10 protein-coding genes, 3 tRNA genes and 2 rRNA genes are annotated in these 18,751 nt (G+C 34.6%); 10 read left to right on the top strand and 5 right to left on the bottom strand.

The features are described 5' to 3' along the window. Positions 1–15: 15 nt before the first annotated feature. The 3 genes from ACZ5RS_RS08865 to ACZ5RS_RS08855 form a co-directional block, all read right to left on the bottom strand. Positions 16–2,959: ribosomal RNA gene (locus tag ACZ5RS_RS08865) — 23S ribosomal RNA — on the bottom strand. A gap of 51 nt (positions 2,960–3,010) precedes the next feature. Beyond that, positions 3,011–3,084: transfer RNA gene (locus ACZ5RS_RS08860), tRNA-Ala, on the bottom strand. A gap of 164 nt (positions 3,085–3,248) precedes the next feature. Beyond that, positions 3,249–4,790: ribosomal RNA gene (locus ACZ5RS_RS08855) — 16S ribosomal RNA — on the bottom strand. Together the 16S and 23S rRNA genes with 1 tRNA gene alongside form the textbook arrangement of a ribosomal RNA operon. A gap of 541 nt (positions 4,791–5,331) precedes the next feature. On the opposite strand from ACZ5RS_RS08855, the gene ACZ5RS_RS08850 reads away from it, so the two are divergent. The 10 genes from ACZ5RS_RS08850 (at position 5,332) to ACZ5RS_RS08805 (ending at position 14,631) form a co-directional block, all read left to right on the top strand. Next, a tRNA-Lys gene (locus ACZ5RS_RS08850) sits at positions 5,332–5,404 on the top strand. Between the two features lie 8 nt (positions 5,405–5,412). Continuing rightward, positions 5,413–5,484: transfer RNA gene (locus ACZ5RS_RS08845), tRNA-Glu, on the top strand. Positions 5,485–5,562: 78 nt separating this feature from the next. Continuing rightward, on the top strand, positions 5,563–6,066 hold the full coding sequence (locus ACZ5RS_RS08840) for an asparaginase domain-containing protein (RefSeq protein ID WP_464634556.1): 504 nt from the start codon (positions 5,563–5,565) through the stop codon (positions 6,064–6,066). 249 nt (positions 6,067–6,315) lie between these two features. After that, the gene (locus ACZ5RS_RS08835; protein ID WP_464634554.1) at positions 6,316–6,897 is read left to right on the top strand and encodes a hypothetical protein; all 582 of its coding nucleotides are present in this window, start codon (positions 6,316–6,318) and stop codon (positions 6,895–6,897) included. Between the two features lie 73 nt (positions 6,898–6,970). Next, positions 6,971–8,338: an aldehyde dehydrogenase gene (locus ACZ5RS_RS08830; RefSeq protein ID WP_464634552.1), complete on the top strand. Its 1,368-nt coding sequence runs from the start codon at positions 6,971–6,973 to the stop codon at positions 8,336–8,338. A gap of 54 nt (positions 8,339–8,392) precedes the next feature. Next, positions 8,393–9,286: a hypothetical protein gene (locus tag ACZ5RS_RS08825; protein ID WP_464634550.1), complete on the top strand. Its 894-nt coding sequence runs from the start codon at positions 8,393–8,395 to the stop codon at positions 9,284–9,286. A gap of 217 nt (positions 9,287–9,503) precedes the next feature. After that, positions 9,504–11,537: an elongation factor G gene (gene fusA / locus ACZ5RS_RS08820; RefSeq protein ID WP_464634548.1), complete on the top strand. Its 2,034-nt coding sequence runs from the start codon at positions 9,504–9,506 to the stop codon at positions 11,535–11,537. 33 nt (positions 11,538–11,570) lie between these two features. Continuing rightward, on the top strand, positions 11,571–11,900 hold the full coding sequence (locus ACZ5RS_RS08815; protein WP_464634546.1) for a helix-turn-helix domain-containing protein: 330 nt from the start codon (positions 11,571–11,573) through the stop codon (positions 11,898–11,900). Positions 11,901–12,117: 217 nt separating this feature from the next. Beyond that, positions 12,118–14,190, top strand: a complete 2,073-nt coding sequence (gene fusA / locus ACZ5RS_RS08810; protein WP_464634544.1) for an elongation factor G — start codon at positions 12,118–12,120, stop codon at positions 14,188–14,190. A gap of 138 nt (positions 14,191–14,328) precedes the next feature. Next, entirely contained in the window at positions 14,329–14,631 is a 303-nt protein-coding gene (locus ACZ5RS_RS08805) for a GNAT family N-acetyltransferase (RefSeq protein ID WP_464634542.1), read from the top strand. A 67-nt stretch (positions 14,632–14,698) separates the two neighbouring features. Here ACZ5RS_RS08805 and trmB read toward each other — a convergent pair whose 3' ends face one another. Beyond that, positions 14,699–15,439, bottom strand: a complete 741-nt coding sequence (trmB, locus tag ACZ5RS_RS08800; protein ID WP_464634540.1) for a tRNA (guanosine(46)-N7)-methyltransferase TrmB — start codon at positions 15,437–15,439, stop codon at positions 14,699–14,701. Between the two features lie 8 nt (positions 15,440–15,447). Further along, positions 15,448–18,747: a transcription-repair coupling factor gene (mfd, locus tag ACZ5RS_RS08795; protein WP_464634538.1), complete on the bottom strand. Its 3,300-nt coding sequence runs from the start codon at positions 18,745–18,747 to the stop codon at positions 15,448–15,450. Positions 18,748–18,751: the final 4 nt, after the last annotated feature.

The following is an 18,751-nucleotide window of genomic DNA, read 5'->3' as shown; positions in this document are numbered from 1 at the left end:
GATCGCAACGATAATATGGTCAAGCCTCACGGCTTATTAGTATCGATAAGCTGAACATGTCACCATGCTTACACTCTCGACCTATCAACCAGGTATTCTTCCTGGTTCCTTCAGTCCTCTTAAAGAGGATGGGATGTCTCATCTCGGGGAGGGTTTCCCGCTTAGATGCTTTCAGCGGTTATCCCTTCCAAACGTAGCTACTCAGCACTTACCGTTGGCACGATAACTGATACACTAGAGGTTTGTCCACTTCGGTCCTCTCGTACTAAAAGCAGAACCCCTCAAACATCCAACGCTTGTGGCAGATAGGGACCGAACTGTCTCACGACGTTCTGAACCCAGCTCGCGTACCGCTTTAATTGGCGAACAGCCAAACCCTTGGGACCTGCTCCAGCCCCAGGATGCGATGAGCCGACATCGAGGTGCCAAACCTTGCCGTCGATATGAACTCTTGGGCAAGATCAGCCTGTTATCCCCGGAGTACCTTTTATCCGTTAAGTGACGGCGCTTCCACACGCTACCGCCAGATCACTAAGACCTACTTTCGTACCTGCTCGGCTTGTATGCCTCGCAGTCAAGCCACCTTGTGCCTTTACACTTGAAAGATGATTCCCAACCATCCTAAGGTGACCATCGCGCGCCTCCGTTACACTTTAGGAGGCGACCGCCCCAGTCAAACTTCCCGCCTGACACTCTCCCCTAACCGGCTTCACGGCCAGGGTTAGAAAACTGGAAAAGGAAGGGTGGTATTTCACCAACGACTCAGCGCAAACTGACGTCCACGCTTCTACGTCTCCCACCTATCCTACACATCCTTGTCCAATTTTCAATGTCAAGTTGAAGTAAAGGTTCACGGGGTCTTTCCGTCTAACCACAAGTATCAGGCATCTTCACCTGAACTTCAATTTCACCGGATCTCACGTTGAGACAGCGCCCATATCGTTACACCATTCGTGCGGGTCGGAACTTACCCGACAAGGAATTTCGCTACCTTAGGACCGTTATAGTTACGGCCGCCGTTTACTGGGGCTTAGGTTCGCAGCTTCTTCAAAAATGAATAACCACTCCCCTTGACCTTCCAGCACCGGGCAGGTGTCAGTCCATATACTTCCCATTGCTGGTTGGCATGGACCTGTGTTTTTGGTAAACAGTCGCATGGGCCATTTCTCTGCAACTCACTCACGTGAGCCATACTTATCCCTAAGTTACGTATGCATTTTGCCGAGTTCCTTAACGTGAGTTCTTCCGTACGCCTTCGCATTCTCAGCTCGCCTACCTGTGTCGGTTTGTAGTACGGTCCCTCAGTGCCTTACCTTAGAAACTATTTCTTGGCACGACGATTACACGCGCTTCTTACTCCCGTAGAAGTAATCGCTGACAGCTCCTCTTGGATAATGGATTTTCCTACTATCCTTAACGCATCGCTGCTTTGACAGGGACAACCGTCGCCCTGCCGCGTTTCACCCTATGCTTCATTCCATCGAAACACTGAGAGGTGCGGGAATATTGACCCGCTTCCCATCGACTACGACTTTCGTCCTCGCCTTAGGGGCCGACTAACCCTTGGGTAGATTGACTTTACCCTGGAAACCTTAGGCTTTCGGCGGAGGGGGATCTCACCCCTCTTTTCGTTACTCATGCCTGCATTCTCTCTTCTGTCCCGTCCACCAAAACTTCCGTCTTGACTTCATCCGTACACAGAATGCTCCCCTACCCACAGCGTCTAGCGCTGTGCCGTAGCTTCGGTGATATACTTAGCCCCGTTGGATTGTCGGCGCATGACTACTCGACCAGTGAGCTATTACGCACTCTTTGAAGGAATGGCTGCTTCTAAGCCAACCTCCTGGCTGTCTGTGCAATCACACTTCCTTTCCCACTTAGTATATCTTTGGGACCTTAGCTGACGGTCTGGGCTGTTTCCCTTTTGACGACGGCCCTTATCAGTCGCCGTCTGACTGCTACGCATTGTACCACGGCATTCAGAGTTTGGTTAAACTTGGTACCCGGTGAAGGGCCCGCATCTATCCAGTGCTTTACCTCCGTGGCAGTCCACGTAACGCTAGCCCTAAAGCTATTTCGGGGAGTACCAGCTATCTCCAAGTTTGTTTAGCCTTTCACTCCGAACCACAGCTCATCGCAACCCTTTTCAGCGGATTTACGTTCGGCCCTCCACTGGATTTTACTCCAGCTTCAGCCTGGCCATGGTTAGATCACTTGGCTTCGGGTCTACCACATGCAACTTATCGCCCTATTCAGACTCGGTTTCCCTACGGCTCCAGGACTCCTATCCCTTAACCTTGCTACACACGGTAACTCGCAGGCTCATTCTACAAAAGGCACGCCATCACCCATTACTGGGCTTTGACCGCTTGTAAGTCCACGGTTTCAGGTTCTCTTTCACTCCCCTCCCGGGGTGCTTTTCACCTTTCCCTCACGGTACTATGCGCTATCGGTAGCCGCCGAGTATTTAGCCTTGGAGGGTGGTCCCCCCAGATTCCGACAGGATTTCTCGTGTCCCGCCGTACTCAGGTAGTGCATCCAATTAGAGTATTCGTTTTCAACTACAGGGCTTTCACCTTCTTTGACAGATCGTCCCAGAATCTTTCGTCTAACTCATACTTTTCTTACTAACCGGGTATTCCCAGATGCACCCCTACAACCCCAAACACTTAAAAGCGCTTGGTTTGGGCTCTTCCCCTTTCGCTCGCCGCTACTAAGGGAATCTCATTTTTGATTTCTACTCCTGCTGGTACTTAGATGGTTCAGTTCCCAGCGTATACCTCTATTATACTATTTTATTCATATAACAGTGACAATCATCCAGACTGTCGGGTTACCCCATTCGGAGACCTGCGGATCATTGGGTGTTGGCCCCTACTCGCAGCTTTTCGCAGCTAACCACGTCCTTCTTCGTCTGGCGGCTCCTAGGCATCCTCCGTGGACCCTTTTTCGCTTGACCATATTATCTTTACAATCCCTAACGCTATGTTTGTCAAATATCTTTTTCTATTGGAGGCAAGGGGACTCGAACCCCTGACCCTCGGCTTGCAAAGCCGATGCTCTAGCCAACTGAGCTATGCCCCCGTTGTCTTTTTTATAATTATGAGCGGGAAGAGAAGTCTAAAAGCTTTTTTATACCTATAGAGGGTCTTTGCTTTTTTTTGATAGGTCTTTCACCTATCGGATAACATCCTATCAGTATTTCGTATCTGGCTGTGAGATTCCTAGATACTTGCCTTTCTTATTAGAAAGGAGGTGATCCAGCCACACCTTCCGGTACGGCTACCTTGTTACGACTTCACCCTCCTCGCCAAGCATACCTTCGGAACCGTCCCCCATTACTGGTTAGACTAGCGACTTCGGGTACCCCCAACTCGGATGGTGTGACGGGCGGTGTGTACAAGGCCCGGGAACGTATTCACCGCATCATGCTGATATGCGATTACTAGCGATTCCAACTTCATGGAGTCGAGTTGCAGACTCCAATCCGTACTGAGACCGGCTTTTTGCGATTCGCTTAGCCTCGCGACTTAGCTGCGCTTTGTACCGGCCATTGTAGCACGTGTGTAGCCCAGGACATAAGGGCCATGATGACTTGACGTCGTCCCCACCTTCCTCCGGTTTGTCACCGGCAGTCCCACCTGAGTCCCCACCATAACGTGATGGTAACAGGCAGTAGGGGTTGCGCTCGTTGCGGGACTTAACCCAACACTTCACAGCACGAGCTGACGACAGCCATGCAGCACCTGTATATCGACCCCGAAGGGAAAAACTATCTCTAGTTTCGTCCAATATATGTCAAGCCCTGGTAAGGTTTCTCGCGTATCATCGAATTAAACCACATGCTCCACCGCTTGTGCGGGCCCCCGTCAATTCCTTTGAGTTTCACCCTTGCGAGCATACTCCCCAGGCGGTACACTTAATGCGTTAGCTTCGGTAGCGAATATTATTACCCACCACCTAGTGTACATCGTTTACTGTGCGGACTACCAGGGTATCTAAACCTGTTTGCTCCCCGCACCTTCGCGTCTCAGCGTCAGTACATGGCCAGACATTCGCCTTCGCCACCGGTGTTCTTCCAGATATCTACAGATTTCACCCCTACACCTGGAATTCCAATGTCCCCTCCTGTACTCTAGTATTACAGTTTCCAGCGCGTTCCCTCGGTTAAGCCGAGATCTTTCACGCCAGACTTGCAACACCGCCTGCACGCCCTTTACGCCCAATAATTCCGAACAACGCTTGCCCCCTACGTGTTACCGCGGCTGCTGGCACGTAGTTAGCCGGGGCTTATTCCGAGATTCACGTCATCTGCCTACCATTCCCTGCAAACATTATTCCTCCTCTCGAAAAGAACTTTACAACCTCACGGCCTTCATCGTTCACGCGGCGTCGCTCCGTCAGACTTTCGTCCATTGCGGAAGATTCTTAGCTGCTGCCCCCCGTAGGAGTCTGGACCGTGTCTCAGTTCCAATGTGGCCGATCACCCTCTCAGGCCGGCTACCCATCATTGCCATGGTAGGCCTTTACCCTACCATCTAGCTAATGGGACGCAGACTCATCCTCTTGCGACGCCTCAGCGCCTTTCCCTCTCTAATCTTATGATCAAAAAGTATTATTCGGCATTACCCTATGTTTCCACAGGCTATTCCCAACAAGGGGGTAGATTATCCACGTGTTACTCACCCGTCCGCCGCTCTAGGCTAACCGAAGTTAGCTTACCGCTCGACTTGCATGCTTAAAACGCGCCGCCAGCGTTCGTTCTGAGCCAGGATCAAACTCTCCGTTATATAAAATGTGATCATAAAGATCACAATATTAATTAACAAAATTATTTAATTCCTGTCACTCGCTTTATAACGAACATTAGCTTATTTCATCTTAGTTCTTATTTATTGAATTGACAGAAAGCCCTCTATTCACAATTAAAATTGCGGTATTTTTGCTTTCTTCTTTCTCTTCCCTTACGCTCGTAATTTCAAATATCTTATACAAAAAAAGTCCACAAATTAAACTTGATTTGTAACGCTCCTTTTTAAGGGCGCTCTAGTAACATATCAGCTTTTAAAGTAATAAGTCAATAGTTTTTTTTATTTTTTTTGAAAAATTAAAAGTAAAAAAAATTTAAAACTCATCGTTTGTTTAGTTGCTGTTTTTGTTACCGTTAGGGACATTACCGTACTAAGAAAATTTATTCAATCCCTATTTGAAAAAAAGTTCATTTTTTTTCAAAGAATCTTTTAATATACTAATAATAAAATAATTGTTATTTTTTTTCCCTTAAGTAGTTGACTCAATGTTATCCTTTTGATATATTCCTAATCGTTGCTTGGGCTGCTAGCTCAGTTGGTAGAGCAACGCCCTTTTAAGGCGTGGGTCAAAGGTTCAAATCCTTTGCAGCTCAAATAAAATGTCTCCTTCGTCTAGTGGTTAGGACACCGGGTTTTCATCCCGGCAACACGAGTTCGACTCTCGTAGGAGATGTAGTCAGTTTAGAAATAAACTGGCTTTTTTTTTCTTTACTTTCCAATTACATCTGTTATTATATCTTCGGAGGTAAATATGGCTTCAGATATAAGAATTATCACAACAGGTGGAACTTTCGATAAACAATATAATCCATTAGATGGTCAATTAACCTTTTTTGATTCTCAGCTACCAAAAATATTAAAAGACTCAAGATGCACAAGTAGCATAACTTTAGAATGTCCTTTAGCAATTGATTCCTTATATATGAACAATGAAGAAAGACTAGAAATTGTTAATAGAATGTTTAACAGTCCTGAAGAAAAAGTTATTGTAGTTCATGGTACAGATACCATGACTAAAACTGCTGAACTTGCTAAAAATAATAAAGATAAAGAGGATAATCATACAATAGTATTTACTGGCGCAATGATTCCCTATTCTTTAAAAGATAGTGATGCTATATATAATTTAGGTTGTGCTCAAATTGCAGTTCAACTACTTCCTCCAGGAGTATATATTTGTATGAATGGTAAAGTTTTTGATGCAGACAATGTTTACAAAGATAAAAGTGCCGGAATTTTTAAAACTATAAAATAATTTATCTTTTGCCACAATCTACACAAATCTTTTATTAAGTTACCATTATCTTTTACAAACATATTACACTATTTTTTAGTAACTAAATCCCCACAAAATGACACATTTAAAAGATATTTGGTTAACTTCTATATAGTAAATAATAATTCAAGATTCAAAAATCATTAATTATGAACAATTATATTCTTTATTATTGAAACTTAAACATACTTGTTATATTATTAATATATTATTGTATAGGAGATACTTATGACAACAACTCAATTATATCAGATGATTGAAGAAGAAATGTTTGAAAAGCATAAAGAAAAACCACGTGTAGACTATGATGTATTTCTATCAAACTGGTTTGTAACAAATTGTATCGATACTGTTTCTGATTATCCATTAGATAAACTAAGATTCGTCTGCCCACAAAAATTCTTTACTACTTTACTCCATTGCCAAAGTGAAAAGCACATAATTTTACTTGCAACATATTTCTTACCAGCTAATTATACAATTCCTGATCAAGTAATTAAAGATTTTGTTAATTACCCTAAAGAAACTTTCCATCCAAAGCATCCTAAGATGAGCCAAAATGCTTTATTTGAAAAAGCCTTATATGATAAAGATTATCATATTTCAATGACCATGGTTACTACTAGCAACCAACCTTTAGACGGTAGATCTTGGAATATGTTAAATCATTTTAATAAAGAATTAAAAACTACATACGATTGTAGAATTACAGCAAGATATCTTGGATTACAAAATATAAAAACACTATATCAATATAACGAAGATATTTATGCTTATGAAAAACTCTTAGAACAAGAGTTAACATTATAAAAATATTAATCAAAGTTAATAAACTCTCAAGAATAATTTAATCTTGGAGTTTATTTTTTTTAAGGATTTATCTATGAATAATATCGAAGCAACAATTAATAATCTCAGAGACTATTTTAGCAAAAATAATACTCTTTCATATACATATAGAATTAATCAATTAAAAAAATTAAGTTCAGCCCTATATACTTGGGAAAAGCCTCTATTAAATGCACTAAAGCAAGATTTAGGGAAATCTAGTGAAGAAGCATATATGAGTGAATTATCTATTGTAAAACATGAAGTAAATTACTTTATAAAAAATTTAAAAAAATTAATGAAAACTCAAAAAGTAAAAACTCCAACAATTCATTTTCCCTCATCAAGTTATATAACAAACGAACCATTAGGTGTTGTATTAATAATGAGCCCTTGGAACTATCCTTTACAATTAACTTTAGTGCCTTTAGTTGCAGCAATAGCTGCTGGTAACTCAGCTATAATAAAACCTTCAAGATATAGTGAAAACACCTCAATTGTCTTAAAAAAAATGCTTAATTCAATATTTAGTAAAGATTATATTGAAGTATTCCTAGGTGGTTCAGAGATGAATCAAGAACTATTAAAATATAAATTTGATTTCATTTTCTTTACAGGTAGTGTTACAGTTGGAAAAATTGTAATGGAAAAAGCTGCTAAATTCTTGACTCCTGTCGCTCTTGAATTAGGGGGTAAAAGCCCTGTTTATATAGATTCAAGTGCAAATTTAAAAATAACAGCATCCAGATTGGCTTGGGGAAAATTCTTAAATGTTGGACAAACTTGTGTAGCTCCTGATTATGTACTTTGTAATGAAAAAGTATATAAAAAGTTATTAGTTTCACTAAAAGAAGAAATTATAAACATGTATGGTGATAATCCAATATATAATGATGAATATGGTAAAATAATTAATGAAAAACATTTTAAAAGATTAATTCATTTAATAGATGATGGAACACTCTCCTATGGCGGATACTTAGACCCAACAACAAAAAAGATTTCACCAACAATTTTAATTAATGTTGATTTAGAAAGTCCATTAATGAAAGAGGAGATTTTTGGGCCTATACTTCCTATAATAAAAGTTAAAGATTTTGATGAAGCTGTTAATTTCATAAAAGATAAACCAAAACCTTTAGCTGCTTATTTATTTACAAAAAACAAAAGACAAATGGAATATTTTAGTTCAAACATAAGTTTTGGTGGCGGTTGTATAAATGATTGTAATATTCATCTAGCAAATTCAAACTTACCTTTTGGTGGAGTTGGAGAAAGTGGAATGGGCTGTTATCATGGAAAACATGGTTATGATACATTTACTCACTATAAATCAATAACTAAGAAAAGCAACATAATAGATATTAAACTAAGAAACCCTCCATTAAAGGGTAAATTGTCTAAAATAAAGCGTATAATGTAAATTTTCTTGATAAATCAAAAATTCCACCTTATGATATTTTTAAAGGGGGGAAGAATGAAAAAAATTTTAATTATTTTTTTAACATTACTTTTCATTAATGTTAATCTATTTAGTGCTATAGATTTTTCTAAAGCTGATGATTTATATCTAAAAGATGATATGGATCAAACAACTTCAATTTTACAAGAAAAACTAAATTTAGCTAAAACAGATGAGGAAAAATCAGAGGTATATTGGAGATTATCAAGGGTTCAAGTTAATTTAGGAGATAAAGCTGAATCAAATAATGAAAAATTAAAAATTTACAACGAAGGTCTTGATTATGCATTAAAATCAATTGAATTGCATAACAATTCTTTAGCATATCTTTGGAAAGCAAGCAATATTGGACGAATTGGACAAACAACTGGTATTTTAAAATCTCTTGCTGCCGCTAGTGATATGCGAGGTGATTTAAAAATAATTGTAAATGATTTTGACAATTTAAAATCAAGTGAAACTTGGTATGTACTTGGTTCCCTATATACTTCAGTCCCTGGAGGTTTTATCTCTTTTGGTAATAATAATTTTGGAATTTCATATTTCAGGAAAGCCATTGATACAATCCCAGATAATGTAGTATATCCAAATCACTATAAAGCTTTAGCAGAAGCTCTATACAAAAGAAACTGGGATAAAAATAAAAGATCTAAAGAATTTAAAGCAATGTTTTCAAGCTGGGATAAAGCATCAACTTCTTATGACAAATTTGCATATTACGAAGGTTATGAAAAAGGTAATAATACCCCCTATTATTCTTCAGTAGCATTGAATAAAATGAGTGACAGACAAGAAGCTGTTATGCTATTAAATTATGCTATAGCTAAATTTAATGTTTGGCCTTATCATACTCAAAGTGAAATAGAAGCAATTGAAGAAATTAATAATCTAAAATCTCAATGGACATAAAATTATAAATAAGATTCAAAAGGGCTTGATAGAAACATTTATCAAGCTCTTTTTTTAAACAATTACCAATTTGTATTTTTCTCTATTTTTTATTACCTTTGTTATATAATTTATTATTACATTGAAAAATAATATTTTTTTTGATAACCTACCTTAGGTTTAATCTTTTTAGAAAAAGAAAATTATTTAGGAGTAAAACGAACACGTTTAAAAACATATGATAGCAGATAAAACAAGAAACATCGGTATTATGGCTCACATTGATGCCGGTAAAACAACTACAACAGAAAGAATATTATATTATAGTGGCGTAAATCATAAAATTGGTGAAGTAGATAACGGTAATGCTACAATGGACTGGATGGAACAAGAACAAAACAGAGGTATAACCATTGTAAGTGCTGCAACTACTTGTTTTTGGAAAGATCACCAAATTAATATTATTGATACTCCTGGCCACGTAGACTTTACAGCTGAAGTAGAAAGATCTCTTAGAGTTCTCGATGGTGCAGTTGGAGTTTTCTGTGCAGTTGGAGGTGTTGAACCTCAAACAGAAACAGTTTGGAGACAAGCAGATACTTATAAAGTACCAAGAATTGCTTTTGTTAATAAAATGGATAGATTAGGTGCTGATTTCTACAATGCAATTGAAGAAATGCAAAAGAAATTAAAAGCTAATCCAGTACCTCTCTTTATTCCTGTTGGAAGCGAAAGTAACTTTTCAGGTATCATTGATTTAATAAGCTTAAAATATTTAACTTTTGATCAAAATGATTTAGGTGAAACAATAATAGAAAATGAAATCCCAGCAGATATGGAAGATTTAGTAAATGAATGGAGAGAAAATTTAATCGATAAAGCTTCATCCTTTGATGAAGAAATTATGGATCAATTTTTTAATGAAGAACCAATTGCTGAAGAAAAAATCAAAGCGGCTATTAGAAAAGGCTGTTTAAAAAGAGAATTACTACCAGTATTTGTAGGATCATCCTTAAAAAATATTGGAGTACAACCAGTACTAGATGGGGTTATTGATTATTTACCAAATCCTGCTGATATTACTACAGTTTATGGTATTAATACAAAAAAAGAAAATGAAGTACAAATTCTTCATGATGAAAATGCTCAACCTTTAGCACTTATCTTTAAAATTCAAATGGATAAAGAAGCTGGAATTCTCTCTTATGTAAGAGTTTATAGAGGATCTTTGAAAAAAGGTTCTAATATTTATAATGTTACAAAATCAAAAAGAGTTAGAATTGGAAGAATTTTAAGAATGCATGCAGATAGAAGAGAAGACTTAAATGAATTAACTGCAGGCGATATCGGTGTAATTGTTGGATTCAAAGATGTTCAAACTGGAGATACAATATCAAGCGAAGGAGAAAAAATTCTACTTGAAAAAATGGTATTCCCTACCCCTGTTATATCTATTGCAATTGAACCAAACTCTCAAGATGATAGTGATAAACTAAAAAAAGCTTTAGAACAACTTTCAATGGAAGATCCAACTTTCACATATAAAGATGATAGCGATACTGGACAATTAGTAATTAGTGGTATGGGTGAATTACACTTAGATGTTTTAGTAACTAGATTAAAAGATGAAATGAAAATTGCAGCCCATGTTGGTAATCCTCAAGTTTCATATAGAGAAAGCATAACTACTGAAGCTAAAGGTAGTGAAGAATTTAATAAAGTTATTGCAAATAAAGAGAACTTTGCTGGCATTTCTATTGAAGTAAAACCTTTACCAATTAGAAGTGGTAATAAATTTGAAATAACAGCAAATACTAGAGGAATTGATAAAAAATATCTTGATGCAATTGAAAGAGGAATTACTAATTCATTCTTAAGTGGAATCAAATATGGTTACGAAGTATGTGATTTATCAGTAACTGTTACAGATATTCAATATAATGAATTAACTGCTAGTGAATTTGCTTTTGAAGCTTGTTCAGCTATGTGTTTTGACAAAGTATGTCAAAGTGCAAACCCTGTAATTATGGAACCAATTATGAAAGTCGAAATTGTTGTACCAAATCAATATATCGGTGAAGTAATTGGAAACTTAACTAGCCGTGGTGGAATTGTAAATAAAATTGATTCAAAAACTAATGCTGACCATATCAGCGCAGAATCCCCATTATCAAAAATGTTTGGTTATTCTACAGCTCTAAGATCAGCAACACAAGGCAGAGGAAATTTCTCAATGGAGTTTGATCACTATTCTCCAAAAGATGGAAAATAAACTTTTTCTTGTATTAAAATAATTGAGGTTTTTATGAAAAATAAAAAAGATGATTTAAAAAAAATCTTTGCTAAAAATTTAAAAAATAAAAGAAAGGATAAAAATTTAACTCAAGCTGAACTAGCTGAAAAAATTGGCCTTTCACCCTCTTTTATTACAGAAATTGAAAATGGAAGGAAAGCTCCTTCCTTTTCAAATATTGAAAAAATTGCTTCAATTTTAGAGACTCCCCCTTGGGTATTTTTCTTTGAAAACGAATACACTTTTAAATCAGAATTTAATAATGAGAACTTATTTTCTTTTGAATTAAAAAATGCAATTAACAATTCAATTGATGATTTTTTAAAAAATAAACAGAAATAAAAATATTGATAAAAAAATTTAATACCTACCTAACAATAAGTAGGTATTTTTTTTAACTTCATGCAAGTAAAATAATTAATTTTTTTTCTAGACAAATTTCTTCTAAAATGTCAATACGTTTTTCTAATAAAATAATAAAAAGTTTGACATATAGATTTTGCGGGCTTAACATATAAGAAATACGCAAATAGCTTTTTAAAAGCGATAAGGAGGAATTATGAGCGTTACCAGTACTGATTTAAGGAACGTCGCAATTGTGGGCCACAATGGTACCGGAAAAACCTCTTTAATGGAGCAACTACTCTATTATGGGAAGGTTATTTCTAAGGTTGAAACTGTTGAAAGTGGAAAAACCACTAGCGATTTTACCGAAGAAGAAATTAAGAAACAAATTTCCATTCACACCAGTCTTGCAAATCTAGATTGGGATGGAAAATGCCTCAATATCCTTGATACTCCTGGTTATTCAGGATTTATCGGTGAAGCAATTTGTGGCTTTAGAGCAACTGAAGCCTCTCTTATGGTTGTAGATGCTAGAGATGGAGCCCAAATTGAAACTATTAAGCTTTGGCGTCGTTTAGATAATAGAAATAAACCTCGTGCTGTCTTCATTAATAAAATGGACAGAGATAGAGCAAGCTATACAAATGTCATTAATGATTTAAGAGAACATTTCGATGCTACTTTTGTTCCAACCTTTATACCAATGGGTAATGGTGAGAATTTTAAAGGCATCATAAATTTAATTGAAGATAAAGCCTATTTCTTCAAAGAAAACGAATTAGAAACAGTTGGAGAAATACCTCAAGAATATAAAGAATATGAAGAGACGTATAGAGAACAATTAATTGAATATGCAGCAGAAGGTGCTGATGACTTAATCGAAAAATATTTTGACGAAGGTACATTAGGACCTGAAGATATTAGACGTGGATTAAGAGAAGGTTTAGCTGATAATAGAGTTGTACCAGTATTCTGTGGAGCAACGATGAAAGGTAGCGGAATTATTTCTCTATTAAACTTCATTGCACACAATTTCCCATCCCCTATTGATCAAATTGAATGGATCAATGATGAAGATGGACAACAACAGGATATGAAAATTACAGAAGATGGTTATGCTAGTGCATATGTATTTAAGACAACAATTGACCAATTTAGTGGAAAATTAAGTTTCTTAAAAGTTGCATCTGGAACATTAACCACAGATATGGAAATGTATAATCCTGAACTAAAGAAAAAAGAAAAGATTGGTAAAGTTTATCGAGCTGTTGGTAAAAAACTAATAGAAACAGATAAACTCATTGCTGGAGATATTGGAATTATTGCAAAAAGCAATATCTCTTCAACAAACTGTACTTTATTGCAGAATCTAAATGAACAAAAATTCACTTTCAAACCATTAGCTCTTCCTCATCCAATTTATTCACTTGCAATCTCAACTGATGATAAAAAGAGTGCTGATAAATTGAATGAATCTCTTCATAAAATTTGCGAAGAAGATTTAACCTTCCAAACAAAATTTAATGAAGAAACAAAAGAATCTGTAATTATGGGAATGGGTGATGTTCATCTTCAAATGATTTTAGATAAAATTTCTGAAAAACAGAAAATTGCAATTCATACAAAATTACCAAAAATAGCATATAGAGAAACAATAAATAAAAAGAGTGGAATTGTTGAATATGCTCACAAAAAACAAAGTGGTGGACATGGACAATATGGTAAAGTATTGATTGAAATAGAACCTCTAGAACGTGGTTTAGAATATGAATTTGTTAATTCAATTAAAGGTGGTTCTGTATCTAAAGGATATATTCCAGGAATCGAAAAAGGTTTACATGAGAAAATGAGCGAAGGTTTCTTAGCTAAATATCCTCTTGTAGATATAAGAATCAATCTAGTCGATGGTAAAGAGCACCCTGTTGACTCCTCAGAAATGGCTTTTAAATTAGCCGCAAAAGGAGCATTAGATTTAGCTTTAGAAAAAGCTAATGTATCTTTACTTGAACCATTTATGAATGTAAAAGTATTTGTAGATAATCAATATCTTGGAGATATCCTTTCTGATTTATCAAGTAAAAGAGGACGTGTTACTGGTCAAAAAGAATTTGGACAATTACAAGAAGTTGATGCACAAGTTCCCCAAAGCGAAATGTTAAATTATGCTATTGATTTAAAGAGTATGACATCTGGAACTGGTAGTTATGAGGTAGAATTCTCTCATTACGAAACATTAACTGGAAGAAATGCTGATAATGTAATAGCAGCTTCAAAAGAAGAAGAATAAAAATTTTTCGGAGACCCAAAATTGGACTATCATTAATTTTGATAGTCCTTTTTTATTATTAATTATTAAAGATTAAATTTGTACATCTTGTTAAATTTAGGAAAAAGCTTTATTTTCAAAGAAAATAGGAGACATTTTATGGATTTTACAATCGAAAAAAATAAAATTTATTATACAAAGGATAATCAAGAATTAGCTTATATTCTATTAGATTATACACCAGACAACTTAGTAGTTTTTGAAAAAGTATTTGTAGATCCTCAATTAAGAGGACAAGGAGTTGCTTCAAAAATAATGCAATTTGCAGCTGACTACTTCAAGGAAAAGAATATGAAAGTTGTTCCTATGTGTTCATACGCAAATTCTTGGTATTTAAAACATGAAGATTATCTTTCTGGAGCAAAAATGCCTGAAGATGGTCCTTGTTGTAAATTAAATTAATTAATAATTAAAAGCTTTCAAAATGAACAGTTACCATATCAAATTGAAAGCTTTTTTTATCTAATTTTTATTGTTTCTCAAACCAAACTTCATTAATTTTATAATCTAGTTTTACACCTCTTCTTTCATATTTAGTTGTAGGTCTCCAATCTCGACTATCAGCAAATCCCTCATAACTGTTTTTCATATTATCAGTATTAGTTAATACATCTAACATTTGATCTGCATAATCTTGCCAGTCTGTAACACAATAAATATATCCACCTTTAACTAATTTCTTTGATAAAAGATTTGTAAAAGGTAATTGAATTAATCTTCTTTTATTATGTTTTTTCTTTTGCCAAGGATCAGGAAAGAAAATATGGAACCCCGCAATAGATTCATCCTCAATCATATCATTTAATACGGCTACCGCATCAAATCTCATTAATCGAACATTTTCAATTTGTTCATCACCTACAACTGATAAAAGTTTAGTGAAACCATTCAAAAAAACTTCTATTGCAATATAGTTATAATTATCTCTATCTCTAGCAATCCTTTGTGTGGACTCCCCAGTTCCAAAACCAATTTCAATTATAACTGGTTTATCATTATTAAATACAGCTTTATAATCTAAGTTTTTATTTTCATATCTAATTGCATAATGCTCATAATACTTTCTAACAGCTTCAAGTTGAAATGTATATAATTTATTAGTTCTTAGAATAAAAGAATGAACTTCCCTGTTTGTTTGATCCAAATCCTTCTTTTCAACAATAGCTAGTTCAGGATATTCATCATATATAGATTGTGCTTTTTCTCTCATTTTTCCCTCTATAATAATCTTTGAAGCATTTCTAAAATAAATAAACTCTTATCTTTTAATGAAATTGCTTCTGTTTTTAATTTAATATATTCTGGACGTTTTGTATCATAGCTGACAGCCCCATTGCTATAAGGTAATAATCTCAATAATTTTTCACCATTGATATATTTAATAGCTCTGAATTTAGCTAATACATTTCCCTTTCTTTCTGTTAAATGAATTATCTTTAATTTTCTACATACAATTTTTAGTTCAGCAATATGTATTAAATTACTTACCTCTTCAGGCATTTCACCAAACCTATCGGTTAATTCACTATTTAACATATCTAATTCTGCTTCAGTTTTTACAGTAGCAATTTTCTTATAAATTTCAAACTTAATTGAAGGCTCTTTAATATAATCATCTGGAATAAAGCCTGTATAATCTAACTCTAAGAAGACTTCTTGTTCTAATTCATCTTTATCATTCGTTCTCAATTCATTAATTGCTTCATCGAGAATTCTTATATACATATCTAGTCCAACTGAAGCTAACTGACCACTTTGCTCTTTACCAAGTAAATTTCCTGCTCCACGGATTTCCATATCTCTCATTGAGACTTTAAATCCAGCTCCTAAGCCAGTATTTTCACCAATCGTTTTAAGTCTCTTTACTGCAATTTCACTTAATGCTTTATCTGCAGGATATAAAAGATAAGCATAAGCTTTATTATTGGATCTACCAACCCTACCTCTTAATTGATAAAGTTGTGCAATTCCATACATATCTGCTCTATCGATAATAATTGTATTAACATTTGGAATATCAATACCATTTTCAATAATTGTAGTAGAAACTAAAACTTGTATACCCTCATGAACAAATCTTCTCATGGTATCTTCTAAAGCTTTTGGTTCCATCTGTCCATGTGCAGATTCAATAATTACATCAGGAAGCAATTCACTTAACATACTTACAACAGCATCAAGAGATTCAATCCTATTATGTAAATAGAATATTTGCCCACCTCTAGCTATTTCTTTTTTTATTGCTTCAATAACAAGTTTAATATCATATTCAACAATTTTAGTTTCAATAGGATGCCTTGCTATTGGAGGCGTGGCTAATAAAGACATATCTCTAATTTTTAATAAAGACATATATAAAGTTCTAGGAATTGGTGTAGCGGATAAGGCCAAACTATCAATACTAGTTCTAATATTTTTAATTTTCTCTTTATCTTTTACTCCAAAACGTTGTTCTTCATCTATAACTAACAAGCCAAGGTCTTTATAGATTATATCTTTTTGCAAAATCCTATGAGTTCCAAATAAAACATCAACTTTTCCATCAATTAAAGAAAGTAAAATCTTTTTTTGTTCTTTCTTTGGTATAACCCTTGATAATAAGGCAACATTTACTGGAAAGTCTTTTACTCTTTCTACAAAGTTATTATAGTGCTGTTCAGCAAGAATTGTGGTTGGAGCTAAAAAAGCAACTTGTTTATTACTTAAAACTGCTTTGAAAGCAGCTCTAAAGGCAATTTCAGTTTTACCAAAACCTACATCACCACAAACAAGTCTATCCATAACACTATTGCTTTCCATATCTACTTTTATATCATCAATACATTTTAATTGATCAACTGTTTCTTGATAAGGGAATAATGCTTCAAATTGCAACTGCATATCATTATCCCTATCAAAAGGGAAGCCAATAGCTGCTTTTCTTTTTGCATATAATTCAATTAAATATTTAGCAAGCTTTTCAGCATTAACACGAGCTTTAGCTTTTTTGTTTTCCCAAACACTTGAACCAATTTTATCTAACTTAGGAGAGGAGGATGAAGATCCTATATATCGTTGAACTAAGTTTGCTTGTTCAATTGGAACATATATATTATCCCCATTGGCATAAGCTATTTTGATATAGTCTCTTTCTCTATCAAAAGATTTAACTCTATCAATTTTTATGAATTTCCCAATACCATAATTTACATGAACAACATAATCGCCTTCATTTAAATCTACGAAAGAATCAAGTGGAGAACTCTTAGTATGCTGTAAAGTTTTAATTATTTGTTTTCTTCTACCAAAGATTTCAGATTCACAAAAAGCAATTAATTTTATTGATGGAATAGAAAAGCCTCTAGATATTTCATAATCAATATATTTAATTCTATTAAATTGCTTTAACATTTGCTGTAATCTTTGCTTTTGTATTGCATTACTAGTAAAAATATATACATTCCAATTTGATTGGAACATAGTTGTTAATTCACCTTTTAATCTAGTAAAATCACCAAAGTAGGAGCGCGGACCTTCAACATCAAAGCTATAAGCTTCATTATCTTTATTGATAATATCTACTAAAGTCATTTTATGAAATGCACTTTGGAAAAATTTTGGGAAATCAAATAAAATTTGACTGTATGGTTTTATGCTCTTATCCCTATGGTAAGCTTCTCTATATAAACTCTTTGCTTCAGAGATCAAACTCTTATAACTTGTATTTAATCGTACATCACCAATAAAACAAAAATAATCATCAGCTCTAAAATATGAATCAATTTTAGAAAAATTCAAATTTAAATCATTTTCTTTTAATAAAGGAATACTTACTTTATCAATAACTTTAATTGTTTCCTGTGTTAAGGCATCAAATACAGCGATCTTCTCTACTACATCCCAATCTGCATAAATTCTTATAGGATCTTCAAAAGAAAATGGAAATATATCAACAACTTCCCCTCTTAAGGAAAATTCTCCAGGCATTGAAGTACTTGGAACTCTTACATACCCTGCTTCACTGAAAATTTCAGCTATATTAGTAGGTTCAAATACATCTTTATGTCTAATAGTAAATGAAGTTGAGTTTAAAGTATTTTGACTAACAACTTCACTAGCAAAAGCTCTTAAATGAGTAATTATAATAGATTCTTTAAAATCATCTATTTTTGTTAATGCTTCAAGTTGAGAGTATTCATTTTTACCACTTTCAAATTCACTATAAATCTTTTTACCATTAGAGGGTAAATATAAGATTGGAACTTCATTATTATATCTATCTAAATTATTTATTCTATTTTCTTTATCTACATCCTGAGCAAAATCTTTTAACAAATTCTTAGCACTATCTTGAGTTGAACAAATAACCCAAACTCTTTTTTTACGGGTTCTATATATTCGTCTAACAAATTGAGCAAGAACGAAACCTTCTAATGATGTAATCTGAATATTATTATTACCAGAATTTAATTCTTTAAAGGCTTTACTAGTTTTTAAGTATTGTTGTATTTGGTCAGTTATATTATTATTATTTTCCATAAGA

It is taken from the genome of Pleomorphochaeta caudata (genome assembly GCF_055395745.1).
The sequence above is the reverse complement of the archived record's forward strand: the minus strand, read 5'-3'. Positions and strand labels throughout refer to the sequence as shown.

Excerpts from the sequence above, each read along its gene's own strand:
- ACZ5RS_RS08840 (WP_464634556.1), top strand. The coding sequence starts at position 5,563 with ATGGCTTCAGATATAAGAATTATCACAACAGGTGGAACTTTCGATAAA.
- ACZ5RS_RS08835 (WP_464634554.1), top strand. The coding sequence starts at position 6,316 with ATGACAACAACTCAATTATATCAGATGATTGAAGAAGAAATGTTTGAA.
- ACZ5RS_RS08830 (WP_464634552.1), top strand. The coding sequence starts at position 6,971 with ATGAATAATATCGAAGCAACAATTAATAATCTCAGAGACTATTTTAGC.
- ACZ5RS_RS08825 (WP_464634550.1), top strand. The coding sequence starts at position 8,393 with ATGAAAAAAATTTTAATTATTTTTTTAACATTACTTTTCATTAATGTT.
- fusA (WP_464634548.1), top strand. The coding sequence starts at position 9,504 with ATGATAGCAGATAAAACAAGAAACATCGGTATTATGGCTCACATTGAT.
- ACZ5RS_RS08815 (WP_464634546.1), top strand. The coding sequence starts at position 11,571 with ATGAAAAATAAAAAAGATGATTTAAAAAAAATCTTTGCTAAAAATTTA.
- fusA (WP_464634544.1), top strand. The coding sequence starts at position 12,118 with ATGAGCGTTACCAGTACTGATTTAAGGAACGTCGCAATTGTGGGCCAC.
- ACZ5RS_RS08805 (WP_464634542.1), top strand. The coding sequence starts at position 14,329 with ATGGATTTTACAATCGAAAAAAATAAAATTTATTATACAAAGGATAAT.
- trmB (WP_464634540.1), bottom strand. The coding sequence starts at position 15,439 with ATGAGAGAAAAAGCACAATCTATATATGATGAATATCCTGAACTAGCT.
- mfd (WP_464634538.1), bottom strand. The coding sequence starts at position 18,747 with ATGGAAAATAATAATAATATAACTGACCAAATACAACAATACTTAAAA.